This is a genomic window from Nocardia sp. NPDC024068 (assembly GCF_040638875.1).
Taxonomy (GTDB): Bacteria; Actinomycetota; Actinomycetes; order Mycobacteriales; family Mycobacteriaceae; genus Nocardia.
In genome coordinates, this window is the sequence record NZ_JBEZYU010000003.1 from 231,998 (window position 1) to 253,840 (window position 21,843).

At 66.8% G+C, this 21,843-nt stretch carries 22 protein-coding genes and 2 pseudogenes; 13 read left to right on the forward strand and 11 right to left on the reverse strand.

Annotated features, from left to right (window positions below; genetic code table 11):
• Window positions 1–276: 276 nt before the first annotated feature.
• Window positions 277–888: a DUF3558 family protein gene (locus AB0F41_RS06210; RefSeq protein ID WP_357421630.1), complete on the forward strand. Its 612-nt coding sequence runs from the start codon at window positions 277–279 to the stop codon at window positions 886–888.
• A gap of 61 nt (window positions 889–949) precedes the next feature.
• On the opposite strand, the gene AB0F41_RS06215 is transcribed toward AB0F41_RS06210, so the two are convergent.
• Window positions 950–1,783: a siderophore-interacting protein gene (locus tag AB0F41_RS06215; RefSeq protein ID WP_357421631.1), complete on the reverse strand. Its 834-nt coding sequence runs from the start codon at window positions 1,781–1,783 to the stop codon at window positions 950–952.
• Window positions 1,784–1,847: 64 nt separating this feature from the next.
• Window positions 1,848–2,870, reverse strand: a complete 1,023-nt coding sequence (locus AB0F41_RS06220; RefSeq protein ID WP_357421632.1) for an iron-siderophore ABC transporter substrate-binding protein — start codon at window positions 2,868–2,870, stop codon at window positions 1,848–1,850.
• Between the two features lie 122 nt (window positions 2,871–2,992).
• On the opposite strand from AB0F41_RS06220, the gene AB0F41_RS06225 reads away from it, so the two are divergent.
• From AB0F41_RS06225 to AB0F41_RS06235, 3 genes are read left to right on the forward strand one after another with little or no spacing between them, the layout of a single operon-like run.
• Window positions 2,993–4,063, forward strand: a complete 1,071-nt coding sequence (locus AB0F41_RS06225) for an iron ABC transporter permease (protein ID WP_357421633.1) — start codon at window positions 2,993–2,995, stop codon at window positions 4,061–4,063.
• The gene (locus AB0F41_RS06230; protein ID WP_357421634.1) at window positions 4,060–5,142 is read left to right on the forward strand and encodes an iron ABC transporter permease; all 1,083 of its coding nucleotides are present in this window, start codon (window positions 4,060–4,062) and stop codon (window positions 5,140–5,142) included. The genes AB0F41_RS06225 and AB0F41_RS06230 overlap by 4 nt, the downstream gene beginning before the upstream one ends.
• Window positions 5,139–5,939, forward strand: coding sequence for an ABC transporter ATP-binding protein (locus AB0F41_RS06235; RefSeq protein WP_357421635.1), 801 nt, complete (start codon window positions 5,139–5,141; stop codon window positions 5,937–5,939). Before AB0F41_RS06230 ends, AB0F41_RS06235 begins: the two co-directional genes overlap by 4 nt.
• 39 nt (window positions 5,940–5,978) lie before the next feature.
• On the opposite strand, the pseudogene AB0F41_RS06240 reads toward AB0F41_RS06235, so the two are convergent.
• Window positions 5,979–6,143: pseudogene (locus tag AB0F41_RS06240) on the reverse strand (FCD domain-containing protein); the annotation flags it as partial.
• Between AB0F41_RS06240 and AB0F41_RS06245 the strand changes: the two are divergent.
• Window positions 6,123–6,227, forward strand: a pseudogene (locus tag AB0F41_RS06245) (allantoinase); the annotation flags it as partial. The pseudogenes AB0F41_RS06240 and AB0F41_RS06245 sit on opposite strands and share 21 nt — an antisense overlap.
• 100 nt (window positions 6,228–6,327) lie before the next feature.
• Entirely contained in the window at window positions 6,328–7,275 is a 948-nt protein-coding gene (locus AB0F41_RS06250) for an AraC family transcriptional regulator (RefSeq protein WP_357421636.1), read from the forward strand.
• Between the two features lie 21 nt (window positions 7,276–7,296).
• Here AB0F41_RS06250 and AB0F41_RS06255 read toward each other — a convergent pair whose 3' ends face one another.
• The 4 genes from AB0F41_RS06255 to AB0F41_RS06270 all read right to left on the reverse strand — a co-directional run bounded on the left by AB0F41_RS06255 (window position 7,297) and on the right by AB0F41_RS06270 (window position 11,364).
• Window positions 7,297–8,496 (reverse strand): cytochrome P450, encoded by a 1,200-nt coding sequence (locus tag AB0F41_RS06255; RefSeq protein WP_357421637.1) that lies wholly within the window; start codon window positions 8,494–8,496, stop codon window positions 7,297–7,299.
• Between the two features lie 683 nt (window positions 8,497–9,179).
• A complete protein-coding gene (locus tag AB0F41_RS06260; protein WP_357421638.1) occupies window positions 9,180–9,710 on the reverse strand; it encodes a hypothetical protein in 531 nt (176 codons plus the stop codon).
• 78 nt (window positions 9,711–9,788) lie between these two features.
• Window positions 9,789–10,682 carry an alpha/beta hydrolase gene (locus AB0F41_RS06265; RefSeq protein WP_357421639.1) on the reverse strand — a complete coding sequence of 298 codons (894 nt, stop codon included), beginning with the start codon at window positions 10,680–10,682 and terminating at the stop codon, window positions 9,789–9,791.
• Between the two features lie 76 nt (window positions 10,683–10,758).
• A complete protein-coding gene (locus tag AB0F41_RS06270) occupies window positions 10,759–11,364 on the reverse strand; it encodes a TetR/AcrR family transcriptional regulator (protein WP_357421640.1) in 606 nt (201 codons plus the stop codon).
• A gap of 798 nt (window positions 11,365–12,162) precedes the next feature.
• On the opposite strand from AB0F41_RS06270, the gene AB0F41_RS06275 reads away from it, so the two are divergent.
• The gene (locus AB0F41_RS06275) at window positions 12,163–12,432 is read left to right on the forward strand and encodes a DUF4254 domain-containing protein (protein WP_357421641.1); all 270 of its coding nucleotides are present in this window, start codon (window positions 12,163–12,165) and stop codon (window positions 12,430–12,432) included.
• A 524-nt stretch (window positions 12,433–12,956) separates the two neighbouring features.
• Here the strand turns inward: AB0F41_RS06275 and AB0F41_RS06280 are convergent.
• The gene (locus tag AB0F41_RS06280) at window positions 12,957–13,394 is read right to left on the reverse strand and encodes an HSP20 family small heat-shock protein (RefSeq protein WP_357421836.1); all 438 of its coding nucleotides are present in this window, start codon (window positions 13,392–13,394) and stop codon (window positions 12,957–12,959) included.
• 113 nt (window positions 13,395–13,507) lie between these two features.
• On the opposite strand from AB0F41_RS06280, the gene AB0F41_RS06285 reads away from it, so the two are divergent.
• Together AB0F41_RS06285 and AB0F41_RS06290 are read left to right on the forward strand one after the other, a co-directional pair.
• Window positions 13,508–13,867: a MerR family transcriptional regulator gene (locus AB0F41_RS06285; RefSeq protein WP_357421642.1), complete on the forward strand. Its 360-nt coding sequence runs from the start codon at window positions 13,508–13,510 to the stop codon at window positions 13,865–13,867.
• 280 nt (window positions 13,868–14,147) lie between these two features.
• Entirely contained in the window at window positions 14,148–14,741 is a 594-nt protein-coding gene (locus AB0F41_RS06290; RefSeq protein ID WP_357421643.1) for an STAS domain-containing protein, read from the forward strand.
• 42 nt (window positions 14,742–14,783) lie between these two features.
• On the opposite strand, the gene arfB is transcribed toward AB0F41_RS06290, so the two are convergent.
• Window positions 14,784–15,329 carry an alternative ribosome rescue aminoacyl-tRNA hydrolase ArfB gene (arfB, locus tag AB0F41_RS06295; RefSeq protein ID WP_357421837.1) on the reverse strand — a complete coding sequence of 182 codons (546 nt, stop codon included), beginning with the start codon at window positions 15,327–15,329 and terminating at the stop codon, window positions 14,784–14,786.
• A 134-nt stretch (window positions 15,330–15,463) separates the two neighbouring features.
• Between arfB and AB0F41_RS06300 the strand changes: the two genes are divergently transcribed.
• Both AB0F41_RS06300 and AB0F41_RS06305 read left to right on the forward strand, forming a co-directional pair.
• Window positions 15,464–15,976: a nitroreductase/quinone reductase family protein gene (locus AB0F41_RS06300; RefSeq protein WP_357421644.1), complete on the forward strand. Its 513-nt coding sequence runs from the start codon at window positions 15,464–15,466 to the stop codon at window positions 15,974–15,976.
• 370 nt (window positions 15,977–16,346) lie between these two features.
• Window positions 16,347–16,721, forward strand: coding sequence for a YciI family protein (locus AB0F41_RS06305; RefSeq protein WP_357421645.1), 375 nt, complete (start codon window positions 16,347–16,349; stop codon window positions 16,719–16,721).
• 96 nt (window positions 16,722–16,817) lie between these two features.
• Here AB0F41_RS06305 and AB0F41_RS06310 read toward each other — a convergent pair whose 3' ends face one another.
• Both AB0F41_RS06310 and AB0F41_RS06315 read right to left on the reverse strand, forming a co-directional pair.
• Complete coding sequence (locus AB0F41_RS06310; protein WP_357421646.1) at window positions 16,818–19,574, reverse strand: AAA family ATPase; 2,757 nt, start codon at window positions 19,572–19,574, stop codon at window positions 16,818–16,820.
• A 389-nt stretch (window positions 19,575–19,963) separates the two neighbouring features.
• Window positions 19,964–20,845, reverse strand: a complete 882-nt coding sequence (locus AB0F41_RS06315; protein WP_357421647.1) for an NAD(P)-binding domain-containing protein — start codon at window positions 20,843–20,845, stop codon at window positions 19,964–19,966.
• An 84-nt stretch (window positions 20,846–20,929) separates the two neighbouring features.
• On the opposite strand from AB0F41_RS06315, the gene AB0F41_RS06320 reads away from it, so the two are divergent.
• Window positions 20,930–21,331 carry a helix-turn-helix transcriptional regulator gene (locus tag AB0F41_RS06320; protein WP_357421648.1) on the forward strand — a complete coding sequence of 134 codons (402 nt, stop codon included), beginning with the start codon at window positions 20,930–20,932 and terminating at the stop codon, window positions 21,329–21,331.
• Window positions 21,332–21,363: 32 nt separating this feature from the next.
• The gene (locus tag AB0F41_RS06325) at window positions 21,364–21,831 is read left to right on the forward strand and encodes an NUDIX domain-containing protein (RefSeq protein WP_357421649.1); all 468 of its coding nucleotides are present in this window, start codon (window positions 21,364–21,366) and stop codon (window positions 21,829–21,831) included.
• Window positions 21,832–21,843 lie beyond the last annotated feature (12 nt).

Genomic DNA, 21,843 nt, shown 5'->3' on the forward strand with positions numbered 1-21,843 from the left:
TTGATCAGCGCGGTCTCATGCGCGGCCGCCCATTTCTCCACGGCTGATCTCGGCTACCGATAACTGTCAGCTGCTGAAGCGGCCCACCCTCGCCACAGAGCTGCAGGCGGCCGGCACGGGCTCGGTCGACCAGCATCCCGGTCACTCGTTGATCCCACGTCCGTCAGCGAATCCGGCCGGTGATGACGGTAACCGTAAGACGCCCTCTAAGCCTTCCCGTAACGCCGTCGATACCGCGACACCAAAATTCGTCGAAACCCCGGGTAGGGTCGAGCGGTGGCGAAATCAGTACCGCTCCATCGCAGGTCCCGCCTCGTGGTGGCCGGTCTTTTCCTGATTGCGGTCGTGATCGGTGGTTGCGATGCCGGCAACGCCGGGGTGCCCGATCAGGTTTCGGTCTCGCCGTCGACCACGGCGCCCGGCCCTGCGGTGCCACCGGCGCCGTGGGCGTTGGACGACCTGACCGACCGTCCGTGCAGTGTGTTGGGGCCCGAAGATATTGCCCGTTTCGTCCTCGATCCGGTCGGTTTGTCGCGGACCCCACCGGAGAGCCTGCCCAGTTGTACCTGGTTCTCCATCCAGACCTCGGCCGTGGCTTCGTTCAATATCCGGTTCGCGCCGCAGTCGCACGACAGCAGCGATCTCGGGCGGCGAATCGATCCCGGTCCGCTGGAGCGCCAGATCACCATTGCGGGCCGCCGCGCCGTCATATCGCCTACCGCGCAACCCGACGGGAACAACGGCCTCTGCGCGGTCTACGTGGCGGTGCCCTCGGGCGGCTCGTACTACCTCGGTATCGCGGCGGGCGGTATCCACCATGGGGTCACCTGGGACGTGTGCGCGAAAACCATCGACGTGGCCACCGTCATCGCCGACCGGCTTCGCTGATATCGACCGATTCCGTCCGATGCCGCTGCGATTCGGCCACGGCACCGACCAGCGGCGACCCTCAACTCGAGGCGGCTCGGCCGACGCGCCAGTAGCCGGTGAACGTGATATCGGACTTGTCGAATCCCCGGTCGCGCACCAGATGCCGGCGTATTCCGGAGGCGAGTTGCTGCTCGCCCGCGACGAAGGCGTAGACGTTCTCGCCGGGGAGCCGGGCGCCACGTACCGCCTCGGTGGCCAGGGCGCCGATTCGGCGGGTGGGGCTGTCGCGGGGTAACCAGTGCACCCGGACCCCGGCCGGTTCGCCCAGCTCCCGGATATCTTCGCGGTGGGGCACTTCGATATACGCCGCGCCCTGCAGATCTCTCGGTGCGCAGCGGAGAATGCCCGCAATCGCCGGGAGTGCGCTTTCGTCGCCGGCCAGCAGGGACCAATTCGTGTGCGGCGGAGCCTGATACATGGTTCCTTCGTCGAGTAACCCGATCTGTGTGCCGGGGAGCGCCCGGTCTGCCCAGGTGGAGGCGGGGCCGGTATCTCCGTGCGCGACGAAATCGATATCGATTTCGGCGTGCGCGCCGAATCTCCCGGCACCTGCCGGCCGGAAAGCGCGCACGGTGTAGTTGCGGATGAACGGCCGGGTGTCACTGCTCATCTCCAGATACTGGGCGTACCAGAGATTGTCCTGAGCTGCGGTCGGCAGGCACAGGCCGGGCTGCCGCTCTCTGGGCAGGAAGAGGCGGAACCACTGGTCGTAGCCCATCGGGGTGAAATCGTGCAGGTCGGGTCCGCCGATTGTCACCCGGATGAAGCTGGGGCCGATCCGCTCGGTGGCGAGAGTTTCGGCGGTGCAGACTCGTCGCGCCTGCGGCTTGCGGTGCTTGGTGCGCGTCGCCATGGAATTTAGGGTAGCAAAACCTAACTATCTACCGGCGGGGTGTGATGAATGGACATCTGCCGGTTCATGCCGGAATCAGATCGTTCCTCGGGTCGACTCCGAAGTGCTCGGCCAGGGTGGTGATCGAGGCATGTGCGCCCTGAATACTCACCGACAGGACGAAGGGCTCGTCGTCGACCTGGATCACGTCACCGGACAGGCGCTGCCACAGTGGATTGGCTTCGAAGGACTTCTTCTGATCGCGGCTGGAATCCCCCTCGGCTCCCGGCGGGGTGTAGGCCGAGACCATGATGAGGCCCGCATCGGCTCGCAGGATCTGTTCCACGGACAGCGGGGTGAAGATGTTGTCGTTGTTGTCGGGTGCGCCGGCGGGGCGGGGGATGCCCATATCCGTCATGATGTCGCCGATGAAGGAGTTGCTGGAGTACAGCCGGGCGGTGTCCTCGCCGGCGAAGCGCACCAGCGAGTACGTCAGGCCGGGATTCTTGATCTTTATCTGCTCACCCACCGCGGCGGCACGTTCCTCGTAGGAGGTGATCAGCTCTTGGGCTCTGCTCTGCTTGCCCAGTGCTTCGCCGAGAAGAACGATGTTCTGCTTCCAGGTCGGTCCCGTGGTCTCCGAGAACACGGTCGGCGCGATCTTGGACAGCTGATCGTAGAGCGGTTCGTGCCGAACCTTGGCGGAAATGATGAGGTCGGGCTCGAGTTCCAGGATCTTCTCCAGGTCGGGCTCGGCCGTGGTGCCGACGTTGACGGAATCGGCGACCGCGTTGTCGATATCGCCGAGGTAGCCCGGGAACGGGTGATCGGCGTCCGCGCGGTACTGGATATAGCCGGCGAGGCGGGCGTCGAGCAGCAGTGCCGCGTCGGTGAAGCTGGGATCCAGTGCGACAACACTCTCCGGTGGGGCCTCGATCGTGGTGGAGCCCATGGCGTGCTCGATCGTGATCGGGGAGCCACCGCTGCCCGCGGCGGCGTCCGGGCTCACCTCGCCGGAACCACCGCAGGCGCTGACGAACGCCAGCCCGCACGCCATGAGCGGAATCAGTGATCGGCGCGCGATCGATCGGGTGGACGTTCCCCTCATCAAGTGGCCTTTCCTCCGGGTCGGGCCGCCGTGAACCATCCGGACGATAAGGATAGGCTGCCCAACATGGGGCCGACCTTAGCAAGGAGAACCGAGATGGCGACACGAGCACGAGCTATTCGGTGATCAGCGGTACCACCCCCGATCCCCAGGCCTCCTCGATCGACGCTCCGGCCACGCCCCGAAAGGCCACGATTCGCGCGGGACGCTCACCACTGGTCATGGCCGCCGTGCCGGTCGCCGCTATGCTGGCGGCGGTCCTGGTGAGTATCTGCGTCGGCAGCAGTCCCTCGACCCTGGACGAGGTGTGGCATGCGCTCGTCACCCCTTCCGGGACCGATATGGATGTGACGATCCGCGAACTCCGCTGGCCCCGCACCCTCGTCGGTATCGCCGCCGGAGCGTGTCTGGGTGTGGCCGGAATTCTCGCCCAGGGACATACCCGCAACGCTGTCGCCGAACCGGGTCTGCTCGGCATCAACCAAGGTGCCGCACTCGCGATCGTCACCGCGACGTTCCTCTTCGGCGGCCTGTCGGTGCACACCCAGGCCGGTCTGGCATTCGCCGGTGCACTCGCGGCCGGCGTGCTGGTGTTCGCGGTCGGGACCGCCGCACGCAACGGAGCGACGCCGGTGACTCTCGTGCTGTCCGGCGCGGCTGTCACCGCGCTCTGCGGCGGCCTGGTCACCGGACTGGTGCTGCTCGACAACGCGTCCTTGGACACCCTGCGATTCTGGCAGGTCGGCTCCTTGGCGGCGCGGCCCTACACTGTCGAGACGGTATGGCCCTTCGTAGCCGTCGGCCTGCTGCTCGCCCTGCTCAATATCGGCGCGCTCAATACGCTGGCGCTGGGTGAGGACACAGCTCGATCGCTGGGCACCTCGATACCGGTCGCGCGGTGTGTGGGTATCGCCGCGATCACCCTGCTCGCCGGGTCGGCCGTCACCATGGCCGGTCCGATCGCTTTCGCCGGGCTCCTTGTTCCCCATATCGCCCGGGCCCTGGTCGGTGCCGACTATCGCCGCACGGTACCGGCATCCGCCGCGTTCGGTATCTGCCTGGTGCTCGTCGCCGATACCGCGGGACGGGTCGTCGCCCGGCCCGGCGAGTTGTCGGTCGGGGTGGTGCTCGCAGTCATCGGCGCGCCGTTCTTCGTGCTCCTCGCCCGCCGCCGCCGGTTGGTGACCATATGAACGGCCCGGAGCCGAATCTGCTCGCCCCCGCTCGGGTTGTGCGGTGCGGGCCGATCTCCGCGCGCCTCGCGCCTCGCGCGCTGTCGGTCGGGCTGTTGCTAGTCCTGTTGGTCCTGGCAGCCGCCGCGGTCCACCTGGCCAACGGCGGCTCGGCGCTACCGCTCGACGCCGTCGTGCGTGCCCTGTTCGGTGATGATTCCGATGCCCGTGTGCATCTCGCGGTGACGGAGTTCCGCGCGCCGCGTACCGTCGGGGCCGTTGTCGCGGGAGCCTGTCTGGCCATGGCGGGGGCGTTCACCCAGACTGTCGCACGCAACCCCCTTGCCAGCCCCGACATTCTGGGGGTGACGGCAGGAGCGTCGCTCGGCGCCGTCTCCGTGCTCGTGCTGGCAGGCGGTGGCGCGGCCGGTCTGAGTGGTTTCGCCGGCGAGGTCGGCCTGCCGGTTGCCGCGTTCGCCGGTGGGGTGTCCGCCGGGGTCCTGGTGTATCTCCTGGCTGTGTCCGGGACTCTCGACAGTTATCGCCTGGTGCTCGTGGGCCTGGGCATCAACGGACTCGCGGTGAGCTCGACGACCTGGATGCTCACCCTCGGTGACGTCAGCAATGCCGCCCAGGCGCTGACCTGGATGTCGGGTTCGCTCAACGGCAAAGACTGGAAGCTGGTCGCGCCGATGGCACTGCTGGCCCTGGCCTTGTCGGCGGCGGCGCTGCTGCTCGGGCAGCGACTGGTGCTGTTCACCCTGGACGACGACGTGGCGATCGGACTCGGCGTGCGGATCGGCCGCCTCCGGCTGTCCGCGCTGGCGCTGGCGACACTGCTGGCCTCCACCGGAGTCGTCGTCGCGGGTCCGCTCGTTTTCGTCGCTTTGGCGAGTCCGCAAATCGCCAGGCTACTCATCGGATCGGTGGCTCCACCGATCTTTATCTCGGGGTTGGTCGGTGCGGTTTTCGTTGTGGTCGCCGATACCGTCGCTGCGAACGTGCTGCCGGTATCGCTGCCGGTCGGTGTGGCCACCGCGGTACTGGGCGGGCCGTATCTGATCTTTCTCGTCCTGCGGAACCAGAGGAGGCTCACGTGAACCGACCGGCCACGGCGTCCGCGCTACGCGCGGAGAACCTCACCCTCGGCTACGGTTCGGCCGATGTCGTCACCGATATGACCTTCGACGTCCCCAGCGGATCGGTGACCGCCATAATCGGCCCCAATGGGTGCGGGAAGTCGACACTGCTGCGCGGCCTGGGCCGATTGCTCGCGCCCAAGTCCGGTCGAGTGCTGCTCGACGGTGTACCCATCGACGCGCAGTCCAGCCGGAAAGTCGCACGGCGCGTCAGCATTCTGCCCCAATCGCCCGTCGCTCCACCCGGCCTCACGGTCGCCGACCTGGTCTCGCGCGGGCGCCACCCCCGGCAACGGTGGTATGAGCAGTTCTCCGTCCTCGACGAAGCCTCGCTGCGGTATGCCCTGAACAGCACCGGTCTACTCGACCTGGCCGGCGCCCGACTCGAAGAACTGTCCGGCGGGCAGCGCCAACGAGCCTGGATATCCATGACGCTCGCCCAGGAAACCGACATCATGCTGCTGGACGAGCCGACCACCTACCTGGACCTGGCTCATCAAGTGGAACTGCTGGAACTGATCGTCCGACTGAACACCGAGAACAATCGGACCATCGTCATGGTGCTACACGACATCTCCCTGGCCGCCCGATACAGCGACCATCTCGTCGCGATGAAAGACGGTGCCATCGTGATCCAGGGCCCGCCCGACCAGGTGGTGCGCCCGGACGTGCTGCGCGACGTCTTCGGACTCGCCGCGCACGTCGTGACCGAACCTGCCCAAGGGCGACCGCACGTCATCCCACTGGGATCGGTATGACCGCGCTACATCCCGGATAGACGAGCGTACGCCGAACCGTCATCGGCGGCGTGTGCGCACCAGCAGACCGGCCACGTGCGCGCGGGCCGCGGTCTGCGCGCCCGCGGCGTCGCCGGAACGGATCGCCGCGAGAATGCGTTGGTGCTCGTCCACCGCGATGTGCCGGTTGTCGTGGTAGGTCCACATATCGGAGCGGTACAGGTGCAGATCCTGCATGACCTCACCGGTGTGATTCCGCGCGGCTGGTACACCGGCCGGGATTCGCCCAACACTCGCGCGCTGGTGGTGATCACGGGCAGAACCGCCCCCGCCCCGGCCGCGCCACGTATATTGAGTGCGCTGATCGTATCGGCCGGTAGTACGGGACAGCCGATCCTGTGCAAGGGGGATGGTCATATTGCGCTGGTACGACGTGGCCGCATGCGGACCCGAGGCGTTCTCGGAGCTCGCCGACGGATTCGTTCCCATGGCACACGAATTCGGCGACCATGACGGCTGGTCCGCCGGACTCACCGCCCAGGAGTCGGGCACCTACGCCCTGCTGCGCTGGGACCAGTACGGAAATCGGCTGTGCCACCGTACCCGTCGGCATATCCGCAAGATCCCCGCTGATGATCTCTACTGGATCATCCTTCCCGACCGCGGTGAGTTCGCCCTGCGTTTCGACGACCGGATAACCCGTGTCCCCACCGGGTACGCGGTCGTGGCGGGCCTGGAGATACCCTGCCGACTGCACATCCCCGATTCGGCGGCCTACGCATTCCAGATACCGCGCACCGAGTTCGAGCACCGGATCCGGCCGCGCACGCATATGAACCTCGTCCTCGATATGAACCATGGCCTGGGCCGGATCGCCGCGGAGATGATCCGCGGCGCCCACGCCGAACCATCGGGATTGTCCGAGCGCGAGTTCAACGCGGTCTGCGACCGGGTCATCGAGTTACTGTGCATGCTGGCAGTCGGTGAGACGACACCGCAGGCGACACACCACACCCAGGTGGCCGAGAGCATCCGGCGCCACCTGCGCGAGCACATCGGCAGGTCCGATGTCCGGCTACCCGCGGTCGCGCACGCGCTCGGCTGGTCGCCCCGCCAGCTGCGGTCGGTGCTGCACGCGAGCGGAACGACCTTCCGGGACCTGCGCCGCGAAGAGGCCCTGCGGGTGGCGCGCGAACTCCTGGCGGACCCGCACGCCACCACGACCATCGCGGAACTGGCGACCCGGTGCGGATTCACACCCGCGTGGTTCTCCGCCGCGTTCAAGGAGCGGTTCGGCATGACGCCCCGGGAGTTCCGGCGCAGCAGGCTCGCCGAAACCTCCGTGGCGCGGGTGTGAGCCGCCGGACGCGGACCGGGACTACGAAGCGGGAGTCAGCCGCACCGGAAGTTCCACCGGACCCACCGTGCTGATCTGCACCGTGTACTCGACCGCGGAGGCGGGCACCGCCAAGGTCAGGTCCGGGTAGCGAGTGAACAACGTCTGCAGCGCGATCCGGCTCTCCAGCCGGGCCAGTGGCGCACCCAAGCAGAAATGTGGCCCACGGCCGAACGCGAGCTGGTCGCGATGCTCGTGGTCGATATCGAACACCTCCGGGTCGTCGTAGCGCAGCGGATCCCGGCCGACTCCGCCGTGCCACAGTGTCGGTGTGCCCGCGGGGATGTCGACACCCGCGATGGTCACGTCCTCGATGGGGTAGCGCGTGAGTGCGCCCACCACAGAGGAGCGGCAGCGCAATGCTTCCTCCACCACATCGGCCCAGCGATCCTCGTCGCGTGCCCGCGCGAGCTGGTCGGGGTACTCGCGTAGTGCGATCACGGCATTGCCCAGCAGGTGCACCGTGGTTTCGTGACCGGCGACGATCACCAGCCACAGCATGCCGACCAGTTCCTCGTCGGTCAGTTCGTTCTCCGTGTTCGCGGCCAGCAACGCCGAGGTGAGATCGTCGCCGGGTTCGGCCCGTTTGCGAGCGAGCAGTTCGTAGAAGTACCCGCCCATCGCCGCCATGGCCGCCTGCGTTTCTTCCCCCGTGCTGGTGACGGAGACGATCGTGAGCGTCCAGTTCTTGAGCTGTGGCTGCTCGTGCACCGGCACCCCGAACAGATCGCATATCACCCGGACCGGCAGCGGGGTGGTGTAGTTCGAGATCAGGTCGATCTCGTCGGTCTCGGGGAAACCGTCGATGAGTTCGTCGGCGATCTGCTGGATCCGCGGTTCCAGCGCCGCGATCCGGGCCGGGGTGAACGCCTTGTTGATCTTCTGGCGCAGCCGCCGGTGCGCGGCGCCGTCCTGGTTGAGCATATGTTCGGCGTCGGTCAGCGCGCGCAGCGGCCAATCGGCGGGAATCCTGCCATCGTGCAACGCCGGGCAATTCGAGGGGTGTTTGGCGAAGACCTTCTCGTCGAGCACCTCGCTGGCGGCTCGATGGCTGACCGCGATGAAGGCGCCGACCCCGCCCGGCAGTTCGATGGGCACGATCTCACCCGCGCGCAGGATCCGCTCGTGCGTTTCGAGAATCGACTCGCCGGGGGTCGGAAGCTGGATAATTTTCTCGGACATGCTGTCTCCCTGAGTTTCGTTGCAACAGCAAGAGTTTCGAGGGCTGTACCGGACGGCACAATCGGTGCGCCACATCCTGCCCCGCACCGATATTCCCTGGCACCGGAACGTAATTGCGCCGCGCCAGACCGGTATCAGGCGGGGCCGCCACGACCCCGAGACCGATCCGGCCGGGCCTAGGCAGCCTGTGCATCTCGTAAGGCGGGGACCAGCTCCGCAACCGTCAACTCTGTAGATCGCCACGAGCGTGCGATGCCACCGCGGGTCCTCTTCGGGTACCGCCGATTCCATCTCCGGAAGGGCATCGAGAAGCTGATCGATGGCGTCTTGGACGATCGGTATCGCCATCGGTTGCGCGGGGCAGGCAGGCGGCCCGCCCAGATCCACGGGGGCCGGGGCGGCATGCCAGCCAACGTCGACACCGGTCGATCGCGGTGTCGAGCGGCGCCGAATGAGCTGTCGATACGTACGACTCCGGCGTGCGCGGTGGCCGGTCGGCACCGTGCGCGGATTATGTAGAGTGCTGGCCGGGCGGCGGTGCCTGGATCGAAAACTACCGCCGGATCTGATCCGCGGTCGCCGGCGGGGGAGACGTGTGAGTTCATGCCGCAACCGGAGCGCTGATAACGATCGTGGGGTGAGCGATCGCCGATCGGGTCACCGGGGGACGACATCGCGCACTGTTACAGATAACGCCATCGAATTGCTTGATGGAGGCAGGCTCGGGGTGAGGTTCGTGATCCTTCCAGAGCGCCGGCTGCGGCGCGGGCCTCCAAGCGCCGGAGGATATCGACGAGCCGGCGCTTGTAGGCGAGGAGCGCGAGAATTCCGGCCCCCGCCAGCGCCGACTCCTCTGAAGGCAGCCCACCGTTGTGGGATTCGGCGAGCGAAACGCACGTGCGATATGGCGCCAGATAGATGGCTGCGGCCGGAAAAGTGCGCTGCACCGCGTTCTTCAAGTCGCTACCCGCCGGCCACCGCTCGGTCGAGCCCGGTGTGGGGGTGTCGAGCGTGCTGCTGCCCGGATCCGGGCAGGCGATCCCGATTGTTGTTATCTCGTCGTCGCCCGCGAGATCGAGTAGCAGGTTGCGGCACACGATCCACCCGTCGAGGCGCGGTATGGGCACGCGCACCACAAGTCCGGGGAGGTCGTTATCGGTGATGCGGGCAACCGCAATTCCGTTATCGCCGACTTCCAATGCGAGCGAGTTCATTCGTTCACCGAAGGCACTGCGAGGAGTCTTCGCCGCTGGGTGCCGATGTCCTCGACGATTGCCGGGCAATCCGGTTCGTCACCGATCGGTGAGTTTCGCCAGCAGGAAGTCCCGTGCCGAAGAGGATGCCTGGTCGAACCGGTCGCCGTACACCGCGAAATGACCACCGGGGACCAGAGTGAGCTGTTTGGGCTCCAAAGCGTCGGCGTAGCTCTGTAGTGCGAGATCGCTGGGCGTGAGGGTGTCGCCCTCGGCGATCACCATCAACAGGGGGGTCGGGGAAACGCGGCGCACGAACGCTTCCGGCGCGTAGCCCTGGAATTTGTCCACGCTGGAGAGTGTCACCTCGTTGCGCCAGGTCGGCACCTGCGGGCCGTTGGCCATCAGCCATTCGTAGACCTCGGCACCCGGCATCGCGACCAGTTCGGTGGGGTCGTCGGAGGCGGCCTTGATCGTCTGGTGCGGCTCGCCCGCGGCGCGGGCGAGCCGATCCGCGGCGATCGCCTGGTGGACGGTCGGCAGCATGATGGACGGTACGAGGCGGCCGAAGGTCGCCCAGCCGTTGGTCAGTGGGACCTGGGAGACGACGGCGCGTACCCGGCGGTCGGTGGCCGCGACCACCAGGACGTGGGCGCCCGCGTAACTGGTCCCCCAGATACCGATCCGGTCGGTGTCGATTCCGTCGAGTGTGTGCGCGTAGGTGACCGCGTCGCGGTAGCCTTCGATCTGCGCGGCCGGATCCACCTCGAAACGCGGGGACCCGTCGGAGGTGCCGAATCCGGGGTGGTCGTAGACCAGGCAGGCGAGCCCGGCGGCGCTGAATACTTCGGCGAACGGTGCGACCCATTCCTTCACGCCGGCGAATCCATGCGTCATCACCACCAGGGGCGTGGAGCCGATGTGCTGTTCCGGCCGATACAGCCACCCGCGCAGGGTGACTCCGCCGCTGAGGAATTCCACGTCGTCACGCATGGGCCACGCCTTTCATTACGTACCGATACGTAATGGAATCTACCGGGCGGCTATTGTGACGTCAACCATAGGGTTGTCAGTGCTCGGTCAGGCCCACTGCGTCGAGCGCGGAGCGCACTGTGTACTGCACGAACGTCTCGTCGATGGGCCCGAGTTCGGGTATCAGGGCGCGCATGAGCATCGGCCCGGTGATGAGGTCGCACAGCCATTCTGGGTCGACCTCGGCAGTGATCTCGCCCCGGGCGACAGCGCGCTCGAGGATTGTTGCTGTGGAGCGTCGGCGCGGTCGGAGAAACTGTTCCTGGAACCGGTGTGCGACCTCCGGTGTGCGACCGAGTTCCTCCAGTAGTCCGGGCACGGCGCGGCGCAGTACCGGGTCATTGAACAGCTCGCGTTGGTGTCGTTGAATTGCGAGGAGTTCGGCTTCGATATCGCCCAGATCCTCGGCGCCGGGCTGTAGGCCGTAGCGGTCGATCAGCATGGAGACGACGAGATCGGCGCGGCAGCTGTATCGGCGATACAGTGCGGGTCGACTGGTTCCCGCCGTCTCGGCGACAGCTTGGAAGGTGAGCGCGCCGTAGCCGTGTTCGGCGATCAGGTGCGCCGCGGCTTCGAGTAGCGCACTGTCTACTCGACTGTCGCGGGGACGGCCGGTGCGAGACGCGGCGGAGATATCCGGCATGTGTTCACCGTACCGAGAGTGCATCATCGGAGACCTGTTCCTCGGCGCCTCGGCGCGAGTCGTCGGATGCTTCTCCGGCCGAACGCCTGACCTGCCCGGCAGGAAGAGGGTGCGGCGGTGGCCCGGCTATACGTGTTCACGCGGTTGTGGTTGACGTCACATTGTCGGTGGGTTATTTTGCGTTACGAGGCGTAATGTAATGGAAGGCGGTCTTCATGTGTGACGATGTGGAATCCTTCGGCGGCAGAGTAGCGCCGCAGGGAGGGGTGAGTGCGCAATGAGCAGACGACCCAACCCGGGGCGGCAAGATGGCGGACGCACACGCCCGGTCGGCACGGCGACCGGGCTGACGCTGCACGACCTGCAGATCGTCAGTCGCGTGCTCGGGTTCCGAAGCGCCGAGGATCTGGTCGGCAGCGAGCTGTGGCTCGGCACATCCGGCAGTCGGCCACCGAAGGCAAGCGCATCCATTTCGCCTACTCGACCCGAGTCTTTGCCATCGGCGATCGAGGGCTGTCCAGGCGGAGGCGAAGGTCCACATCATGATCACAACATCTGCCGGCACCCTGTGACGCCACTGCGGTGATTCCGATGCGGGCGATCATCTGTTCTACGCTGCCCGCCTGTTCGGCGGGCCTGGCGCACTGTGTGTTCCCGACCGGTGAGGCGTTGCTGTCGGCGATCCGGGGTCATCACCTGGGATCTCACCCTCTGGCTCGGGTGGCCTGTCAGTTCGGGCGGCTTCATCATCCGGCTGCAGAGAATCCGACCCGCGCGAAACAACACTTTCGGAACGTCTTGGCCAGGCAAGCTGATCAGTGGGTGGCCGACCACGCGCCGCCACCGCATCCTGCCGCCACCCTGCACCCGGAGTCCATGGGCGCAGTGATCGATCGGCTCGCCGGCCAGCAGGTCCGCGCATATCACCTGCTGATGACGGCGGAACCGTCCGACCCCATCGTGCACGCGGAGTGGCATCGGCTCGCTCAGCTGATCGACGACTACACCGACCTGGCCAACGCGGTGACGCGCCGGGCGCGACGTCTGCCGATCACGCCTATCTCGTAGGGAGCGAGTTCCAGTTCAGAGCTTGTTGGCGAGTACGTCGAGCTTGCTGATTTCGGGTGGTGCAGCGAAGAGTTCGTCGGCGCGCTCGCCGAGAAGCGCCGTCCATGACCTCGGTCCACCAGTGGTGCAGCGGGCTGGGATCGGGCCAGTACACATCGGCGGCGTCGTCGACTGCACCTCCGCCGGCGGAATCCGGGGTGCGGCACCGGGCGACTGCGGATCGGGGGCTCGCCGGCCCGACGCGATCGAGTTCGGTGCCGGTCGCCTGCATGGTCATGGCATCGTTCCTCTCGAACTATGGTCTGTGGAACCATTTCCGGAGAGCCCGGATGGGCCCGGAAGATCGGTGCTGACCGGGCCCACCCGTCGCTGGATGGAATTGGCAGAACTGAAGCTCGGTTCGGCGCCGGGGCGGAACCGAGCCGGTTACCGCCTCTGCGGCCGGGAAGGGCACCAGCCGGTCTTCGCCGGTACCGGTCGATGGCTTCACGGCCGGGCTCCTGCTGTGGGGCCGGCCCGGGCGGTCAGGCGTTGATGGCCTGACGCTCGCCGTCGTGGCGCGCGACCTCGATCTTGCGAGGCTTGGCCTTCTCCGATACCGGGATCACCAACCGCAGCACCCCGTCACGGTAGTCGGCGCGGATCGCGTCGGTATCGAGATTCTCGCCCAGGAAAAGCTGACGGCTGAACATCCCGCGAGTGCGCTCGGCGGCCAGCATCGACCGGCCCGGATCGAGCTCCGGCCGCGATGCCCGCACGGTCACCACATTGCGTTCGACATCCAGATCCAGGGAGTCCGGGTCGATACCGGGCAGATCCAGCTCGACGAAGAAGTCGTCGCCCTCCCGCCAGGCGTCCATCGGCATCGCCGCCGGACGCGCGGGCGTGCCGAAAACTTGCTGGGTCAGACGATCCAGATCGCGGAAGGGATCGGTGCGCATCAACATGGTCGCCACCTCCAGGTCACTCCTTAGCTCTCGAAGAGAAACCAGATAATCTATGTCTGCTGACAGAGATAATATTTAGCACTCGATAGAGGAGAGTGCAAGTATCATGTGCAGATAATCTCGAGAGGATGGTGAAGACAGTGACGGGTGCGGATCACCAGGGCCGTAACCTGCCCGGTGCCGGGCAGGGCGTGTACGCGATATCGGTGGCCGCGGAGCTGGCCGGTGTCGGAGTCCAGACGTTGCGGCTCTACGAGCAACACGGGCTGGTCAGCCCGGCGCGCAGTTCAGGCGGCACCCGCCGCTACAGCCACGACGATCTGGCACGCTTACACCGCGTCACCGCACTGTCCGGCCAGGGTTTCCCCCTGACCGCGATCGGGCGCATCCTCGAACTCGAAGACGCCAACACCACGCTCCGCGACGCCAACGCTGCCCTCACCACCGAACGTGACCGGCTCCGCGACGGCCGATCATCACAACGCTGACATCCGCGGTTTTCCGCGACCGGGCAGCACGGCGCAGGCGATCGGCTTCGTCCGCATCGGCTTCCCCAGAACAGCTGAGCCGATATCGCAGCGTGACCTCGCGGGCGCCCCGGTAACAGCAGAAACACCTGGTAGGAACGTTTCGATCAATCGGTTGGCGGTGCGACCGCCATCGCATAGCCTGCGCGGTGGGGCCAGCGGCTTCCCTCCCGATTCCGGCCCCTCGGCCGACAGCAACGCCGTCATGTATATCGACCCATGTGAACCCCAGTGAGTGACTATGAAACCGACTGCTTCTGCTCCCTCCGCCGCATCCGTGTCGGCGAACCCCAGAACTCCCGGTGACCAGTTGAGCTTCCGGACCCGGCGCCGCGGCGAGGCCGTCATTCTGTCGGCGCGCGGGGAGGCCGACGCCTTCACCCTGCCACTGTGGCGAGAAGAAGTCCGCGAAGCCGTCGAGGCGGCAACGCGCGCACACTGTGCGGTGATCATCGACGCCAGTCGGCTCGGCTTTCTGTCGCTACGTACCGTGGCGGCCCTCGCCCGAGACGCACGACAGTATCGGCGAAACGGCGTCGAAGTCTGCCTGGTCACCACCGATCTGCACATCGCCCGCCTCGCCGCCGGCGATCCCCGCACCGCGGACCTCGCCGTTCGTTCGACCGTGGTCAGTGCCCTGACAGCGATCCACCTGCGCAAGCGAACCACCTACGCCACCGGCGGTCCTCGCCCGCACGGCACGCCACAGATCACACCGGACCAGCGTGGAGCCCCGGACCGCGGGCGAACACGTTATCTGCCCGGCGAGACAATTCCAGGACATGGTGGCCTCCCGCCCATTGTGACCGCCACACCGTTGCCGAGCCGCCGGTAACCGGCCGCCGCGTCCGGGCCCGCCCGACTCGGGCGCGGAACACTAGTCGTCGGGGAAGGCGCGGCGGTTGCGTTTGGTGACACCGCGCCGCTTCTTCGCGGAGATGCGACGTTCCTTTGCTCCGCGCGAGGGCTTGGTGGCGCGGCGAACAGGTGGCGGAGCGGCAGCGGCGTCTTTCAACAACGAGGCCAGGCGTTCGCGGGCGGCGGCGCGGTTCTGCAGCTGTGCGCGTTGCTCCGATGCGGCGATCGTGAGCACCCCGTCGACCAGCCGGGTGGCCAGGCGGTCCAGCATCCGGGTGCGCAGCCACTCCGGCACCGAGGGCGAGCGGGCGAGGTCGAACGACAGTTCTACCCGGCTGTCGGTGGTGTTGACGTGCTGCCCTCCCGGACCGGACGACCGTGAGAACCGCTCGCGTAACTCGGACGCGGGTATCACCAGCATCCCGGTGACGGTCAGGTCCTCTGCCATGATCCGACGCCGTTCTTTCCGATTCGCGAATCGCCTCGGCCACGTCGGTCCGGTCGCGATTGAATGGTCACCTTGTCGTTCACCATAGTGATGGCCCTGTCGGCGAGTAACGCAGATGACGTTTCATTCGGTGAGCGAGGTGACCGATTCCTGGAAGCGCCCGCTGGTCATGCGCCGGCGATAGGTCATCGGAGTTCCTTCGCCGTCGAATTAGGACGGAAACTGGCCTTTATTCGCGACACACTCGAATCATGAGCGAGACCGAAGCGACCGCGGAACAGGCGGCCCAGGCCGACATCACCGACTACAACGATCCGGACGCACCCTGGAACCAGGCGTGGGACCAGCAGGACGGCATCGCCAACTGGAACGATGATGTGATCAAGGAGTTCCGGGAGAACTCGGGCAAGGTGGGCGGCGCGTACGCGGGCGGTGACCTCATCCTGCTCACCACCACGGGAGCCAGGAGCGGCAAGCGGCACACGACTCCGCTGGGGCCCCTGTATCGGGACAGCACCATGTTCGTGAGCTCGTTCATCGAAGACAAGTACCCGGCCTGGTGGTACAACATCAAGGCGAATCCGCAGGTCACTATCGAGCTCCGGGACAAGATCTACCAGGCGACCGGCACGGTGCTCGAAGGTGCGGACTATGACGAGTTCGCGGCCTGGGTAATGGCCGATAACCCCCTGCTGGCCGACTTCCAGTCCAAGGTCGACCGGCCCATGCCGCTGGTCGTACTGACCCTCCACGGCGAGGTCTGAGCAGTCCCGGCCACGGTGCGTCGAATGGTGCGCACCGTGGCCGGCGTGTGAAGTAGGGCCCGGAGCGTTGGCTGTGGCTTTCCCGGGTGGCGGGAGTCCGGGCCCATTCTTCCCGCAGGTCCGACCGAGCACGATCGCGCCGGGCAGCGATTCAAAGTGACACAGCCGTCACAACGAGACCGGCAATATCACCGATATCGACTTCTTTGCCGATGGGGCAGACTGAGGCCCGCCGTAAGCCACAACCGTGCCCGACGGCCGAGAAGGTCGCTGTCGCCATTGATCGACACCGTGAGGGGCGAATGCACCACACCCGCTTCGTGCGGTGCACCCGAAAGCACACCATCAATCCGCTATTGAGGAGATCGCAGTGCCGCAATACTTCCTGACCCTGCCCCATGACAGTGCCGAGGAGCCGACGATGGATTCGATGCAGGATATGGATCCCGCCGAACTGGAAGCGATGATGGCCGCCGTCGAAAAATTCAACAGTGACCTCGTCGCCGCCGAGGCGCTGGTCACCGCCGGTGGGTTGCATCCGCCTTCGACCGCGATCACCGTCGACGCCACCGGAGACGTCCCGTCGCACACCCGGGCGCCCTTCGTCGAGGCCGCCGAATACGTCGGTGGCTTCTGGATCATCGACGCCGACAACGAATCCGCCGCCGTGGCCTGGGCCGAACAAGCCTCCTCCGCACTGGGGTCACGCATCGAAGTCCGCGCACTCCAGGAAGCGCCCCAGTAGAGATGTCAGAAGCCCGCAGTGCACGGCCGGGATCCTCGGCCTCGGGTCACTCATCGCCGGTCGGCAGCTCAGTTCTCGCCCTTGTGGAACCCCTGGTTATTTTCCGGCTTCGGTCAGCAGGACCCGGGTGAGTTCGGCACGGGAGTTGACTCCGGCCTTCTGGTACATCTTTCGTAGGTGGTAGTCGATCGTCCGGGTACTGAGGAACATCTGTGCCGCGATGTCCCGGTTCGTGTAGCCATCGGCGACGGCTTCGGCGATCCGTGCTTCCTGCGGCGTGAGCTTCACGGTACTCGTGGCAGCGCGGGGCTGGATGCGTATACCAGTGGCGCGCAGTTCCTCTCGGGTTCGATCTGCCCAGAGCTCGGCGCCCAGTGTCTGGAAGGTTTCCAGGGCGGCGTTGAGCGGCGCACGGGCTTCGAACTTCCGGCGGCTGCGGCGCAGATGCCGGCCGAAGAGCAGTTGGGTTCTCGCCGTCTCGAACGGCTGGTCCGTCTGTTCGTGAAGTTCCAGTGCGCGACGGAAATCGGCTGCCGCGTGCCCGGACGGAGCGAGTAGCGCGCGGCATCTGGCGGCCAACGCGTTCAGCTCCGGTGTGCCGGCTGCCTGCGCCCATCGGGTGAACAGTGCCAATGGTTCGGTGGCCAGGTCGGCGTGGTTCGACTGTACGGCCGCCTCGACCAGGTCGGGCACGTTCACCACCGTCACGCTGAGGTAGGAGCCGCCGGCAGGCGGCTGGAAATGCAGCAGAGCCTGTTCGGGCCTGGCGGCCGAAAGTTCGAGCAGGCCGAGCGCGCGCTGGACGAGGACGACGATGCTGACCATGCCATGGGTGAGCGCGTCGGAAATGACGTGGCCGGCGAGCGTATGGGCCGGCTCGTCGTCGCCGCGCAGCGCTGCCAGCATGACCTGGGCGCCGCGAAACGCGATGCTTGCGTTCCGCTGTCCGGTTTCCTCCGTCAGCCGGCGTCCTTCCTCCGCGAACGCTTCCGCCGAACGGAAACGTCCGCTTGCCAAGTCGTCGATGACCACTCGCCACAACGCCCAGGACAGGGACACGGGTGTCCCGAGGCGTCGTGCGTATCGCATCGCGTTTCTGCTCAGGTGCCGCCCGCGCTTTCGGTATCCGAGTTCCCAGATCATCCCCGCGGCCCAGGCTGCCGGACTCGGATCTGTCAGATGCTCTGCCGCGTCCAGATCGCCGGGCTCCAAACCGGCTTCCTTTCCCATCAGAGTTCGGCAGGTGCCGCGCAGGAGCCGACCGAGAAGAATCTCCGACACGCCGGTGCCGGTAAGAGCGAGCTGCTCGACCACGCTCGACAACTCTGCCCACGCATCCGCCGCGTTGGCGGCGAAGCCGGCTTCCCAGAACCGCATCAGCAGCGGAATCGACTGGTGCGGGCCCGCCTCCAGCGCGCTGGGCAGGATCGGGCGCAGCATCGCCAAAGCGTCGGCGGGCCGGCCGATGTGCAGTTCCAGCGACGCCCGCAGCAGGGTTGTCCGGAGGCGAAGAGGCCCGAGTGAACTGTCCGGTTCGATGCCCTCCAACATCGTCTTGGCTCGGTCGAAATCTCCGCCATGCCACCACGCTTCCGCGGATTCGAGCCTGCGCTGGGCTCGACGCAACCCGGGCTCGCCCACTTCCATTGCCCGGGCGAGCAGAGCCGCGGCGGTGGCGGAACTCGATCGGGCGGCGCGCCGCGCCGCCCGATCGAGTTCGCGCGCAACATCCTCGTCACGTCCGTACGCCGCCTGCCCCAGATGCCACGCACGAAGTTCGTCTTCGTCATCGACCACGGCCGCCAACGCTCGATGGGCCTTCCGCCGGTCGGCCACCGTGGCTCCGTGGTAGACGGCAGAGCGAATCAGTGGGTGCCGGAACACCGCCGCCGGCCCTTCCACGGTGACCAGGTCGTCGAGGACGCCGAGTCCTTCGCTAGCGGATTCGAGGCCGGCATCGAACACCGACGCTGCCCGGCGCAATACGTCCCACCTGAGATGGCCGTCCGCGGCGATCAGCAACATCAGCCGCTGTAGTGGTTCGCTGTGGCAACGAACCCGACGCAGGAACGCCTGCTGCAACTCCTCGACGAGTGGCAGGGGGCGCGGTGGCACGCGTGCACCGACGACCGTGGCCGGGAGTTCGCGGATCGCCAGCGGATTGCCCGCGGTGGCGTCCAATACCAAGTCGCGTTGCCACGGAGTCAGCCGCGTACCGACCTGTTCGACGAGCAGCCGACGCGCCGACGATCGGTCCAGGCCTGCCAACGGCAGGTTCACGGCTCCTGTTGGTTCGAGGCGGTGCCCTTCGTGGGTGCGTGCTGCCAGCACCAGCGCGATCGGCTCGGTGTCCAGTCGCCGTGCCACGAACTCGAGGACATTGATCGACGCGTCGGCGGCCCAGTGCGCGTCGTCCACGATGCAGAGCAGCGGGTTGTCTTCGGCCAGCTCCGACAGCAGTGACAGCGCCGCCAAACCGACCAGGAATCGATCCGGGGTATGCCCGTTCGCCAGCCCGAACACCACCCGGAGTGCGGCTGCCTGCGGTTCGGGCAGCCGATCGAGCAACTCGAGTGCAGGTTTCAGCAGGTGGTGCAGCGTCGCGTAGCCGAGATCGGATTCCCATTCGACGCACGTCACGTGTAATACGCGCATGTCGGCGGCCGTGCGGGCAGCATCATCCAGAAGTGCGCTTTTGCCGATTCCCGGCTCCCCGTGTACTACAGCGAATCCACCGTTGCCTGCCTGTGCCCCTTCCATCAGGGCCGCCAGGGCATCGCGTTCCTTCTGCCTGCCATAGAGGGCCGTCACCGCAGTGTCCGGCCCGGGCGGTGAGTGACGCGAGATCGTCATCGGGGTGTAGGTCTCATCATCCTTCGAAGGTCGTTGTCGGGTACACCGATCTCACGAGGTCCGAGCCACGGGCATTCCCCTTGTCCCGTGGTTCGAGCACGCCACGTCGATATCCGTGGTCCCACTGCGCCATCGTATCGAATCCGGCATTCGACCCCTGTGAGCTAGGACCGACCCGTCGATGTAAACCCGCCTTCGTGACCCGATGAGCGGGGTGGCCCCTCGGCGATGGTCCAGGCGGCGTCGGCGGCGGGCGCGGCTCGGTCTTCGGCGATCGCCCCCCATCCTGTCCGTCCGCGCCTGCGGCCGGGGCAGGATGCCGTTGTACACGGCCGCCTCGGGGCAACCGGCTTCCGGGAAGCGTTCGGCGTCGACGTCGGTGCGAACCCTCAGCGATCCCCGGCGAGTACCGGGACAAGACGGGCGAGTCCCGCGGCGCCGTGGCCTGCCGCCAGCGCGCGCCGGAAGACCTGGCCCATGGCGTCGAGTACGCCGGTGTCGATGCCGTGGCGCGCGATCACCTCGCGGAGGGTGGTGAACGCGGTGTAGGCCGAGGAAATGGATGTGTCGTCGCCGGGATAGTGCCCGGCTTCGACCTGTGCGGCGGTTTGCGCCGCCATATCGGGCAGCAGCGAGACCGCGGCGGGTGTGAACGGGACTAGCTCGCTGCCTTTGATCCCTTCGGCCTCGGCGAGTGCGATGCCCAGGGCCACCCCGAAGTAGGAGAGCCAGAACACCGACACCAGTGAGGCGTCGAACGCGGCCGCGCGCCCGTGGTCCGCGCCCAGGTAGGTGCCGTTCTCGGCGAGGGTGCTCAGCGCCGGTTCCGCTGCGCGGTACCCGCTTTCGGAACCCGAGTACAGCAGCAGCGCGTTCGGTGTGCCGATGCCCTGCGGCACCGCCATGACGGCGCCGTCCACGTACTCGGCGCCGTGGCGGCCGACCCACTCGGCGCGCCTTCTCGACTGCTCGGGAGTCGAGGAGGTGAGGTTCACCAGCACCCGCCCGCGCAGCTGCGGACCCGCGTCGCGCAGGGCCGCGCCCACCGCGTCGTCGTCGAGCAGCGAGACGACGACGAGGGGAGCGTGCGCGATGGCCGCGGCCGCCGACGGCGCCAGGACGGCACCGAGTTCGACCAGCGCATCGGCCTTCGCCTCGGTGCGGTTCCATACGACCGTCGGATGCCCCGCGGCCAGGAAGGTATTCGCGATCGCCGAACCCATGAGGCCCAGCCCCAGAACCGCGACGGGTGTGCCTGCTTCGCCGGACATACTGCCTCCTGATTGTTTGAAGATTGCCCAACAATGATTGTTGTATGATTCTCAAACTGTCAAGAGCTGGAAGGAGGCGCGTTCGTGCCCGCCGAGTTGTCGCACCCGGATACCGCCGACCTCGAACTGGCGGCGGTCATGCACGCGCTGTCCGACCCGATCCGGCTCCAACTGGTGGCCTGCCTGGCCGCCGACGAGGGCGAGAACTGCGGCGAACTCAGTCAGAACATCGAATTGCACAAGTCCACGCTCTCGCATCACTACCGGGTCCTGCGTGAAGCGGGTATCACCCGGACGACGGTTGCCGGACGCACCAGGGTGATGCGCCTGCGCTACGCGGATCTGCAGGCCCGGTTCCCGGGGTTGCTCGACGTGGTGTTCCGCGCTCTGGTCGATATGGTCGAGGACGACGAGCAGTGGACCGGTTCGCCCGAGGACCGCGCGAAACTGCTCTCGGCGCTGAAGCGGCCCGTGGTGGCGCACTGATCGGGGGGAGGCATTCCGGCAGACTGCACGTCATGAAGTACAGCGCCGGAGTTCTGCTGTTTCGTCGTGAGCCGGAGGTACAAGTGCTGCTGGGGCATATGGGCGGGCCGCTGTGGGCGCGTAAGGATTCGGGGGCGTGGTCGATCCCCAAGGGTGAGTACGAGCCGGCGACCGAGGAGGCACGCGCTGCCGCGGGCCGCGAATTCGACGAGGAGTTGGGGGTGCCGGTGCCCGACGGGGAGTGGATCGCGCTGGGCGAAGTGCAGTACGGCAGCGGGCGGAGTAAGAAGCAGGTCACGGTGTGGGCGGTCGAGGGTGAACTCGATCCGGCTCGGGTGGTGCCGGGGACATTCGAGATGGAATGGCCGCCGCGGTCGGGCGAGTACCGCGCTTTCCCCGAGGTCGATCGGGTCGAATGGTTCGATCCGGCCACCGCGCACGACAAGCTGACCATCGGCCAGCGGCCCTTTCTGACCCGGCTTGCCGAGCGATTTCGCTGACATCGGGGAGCG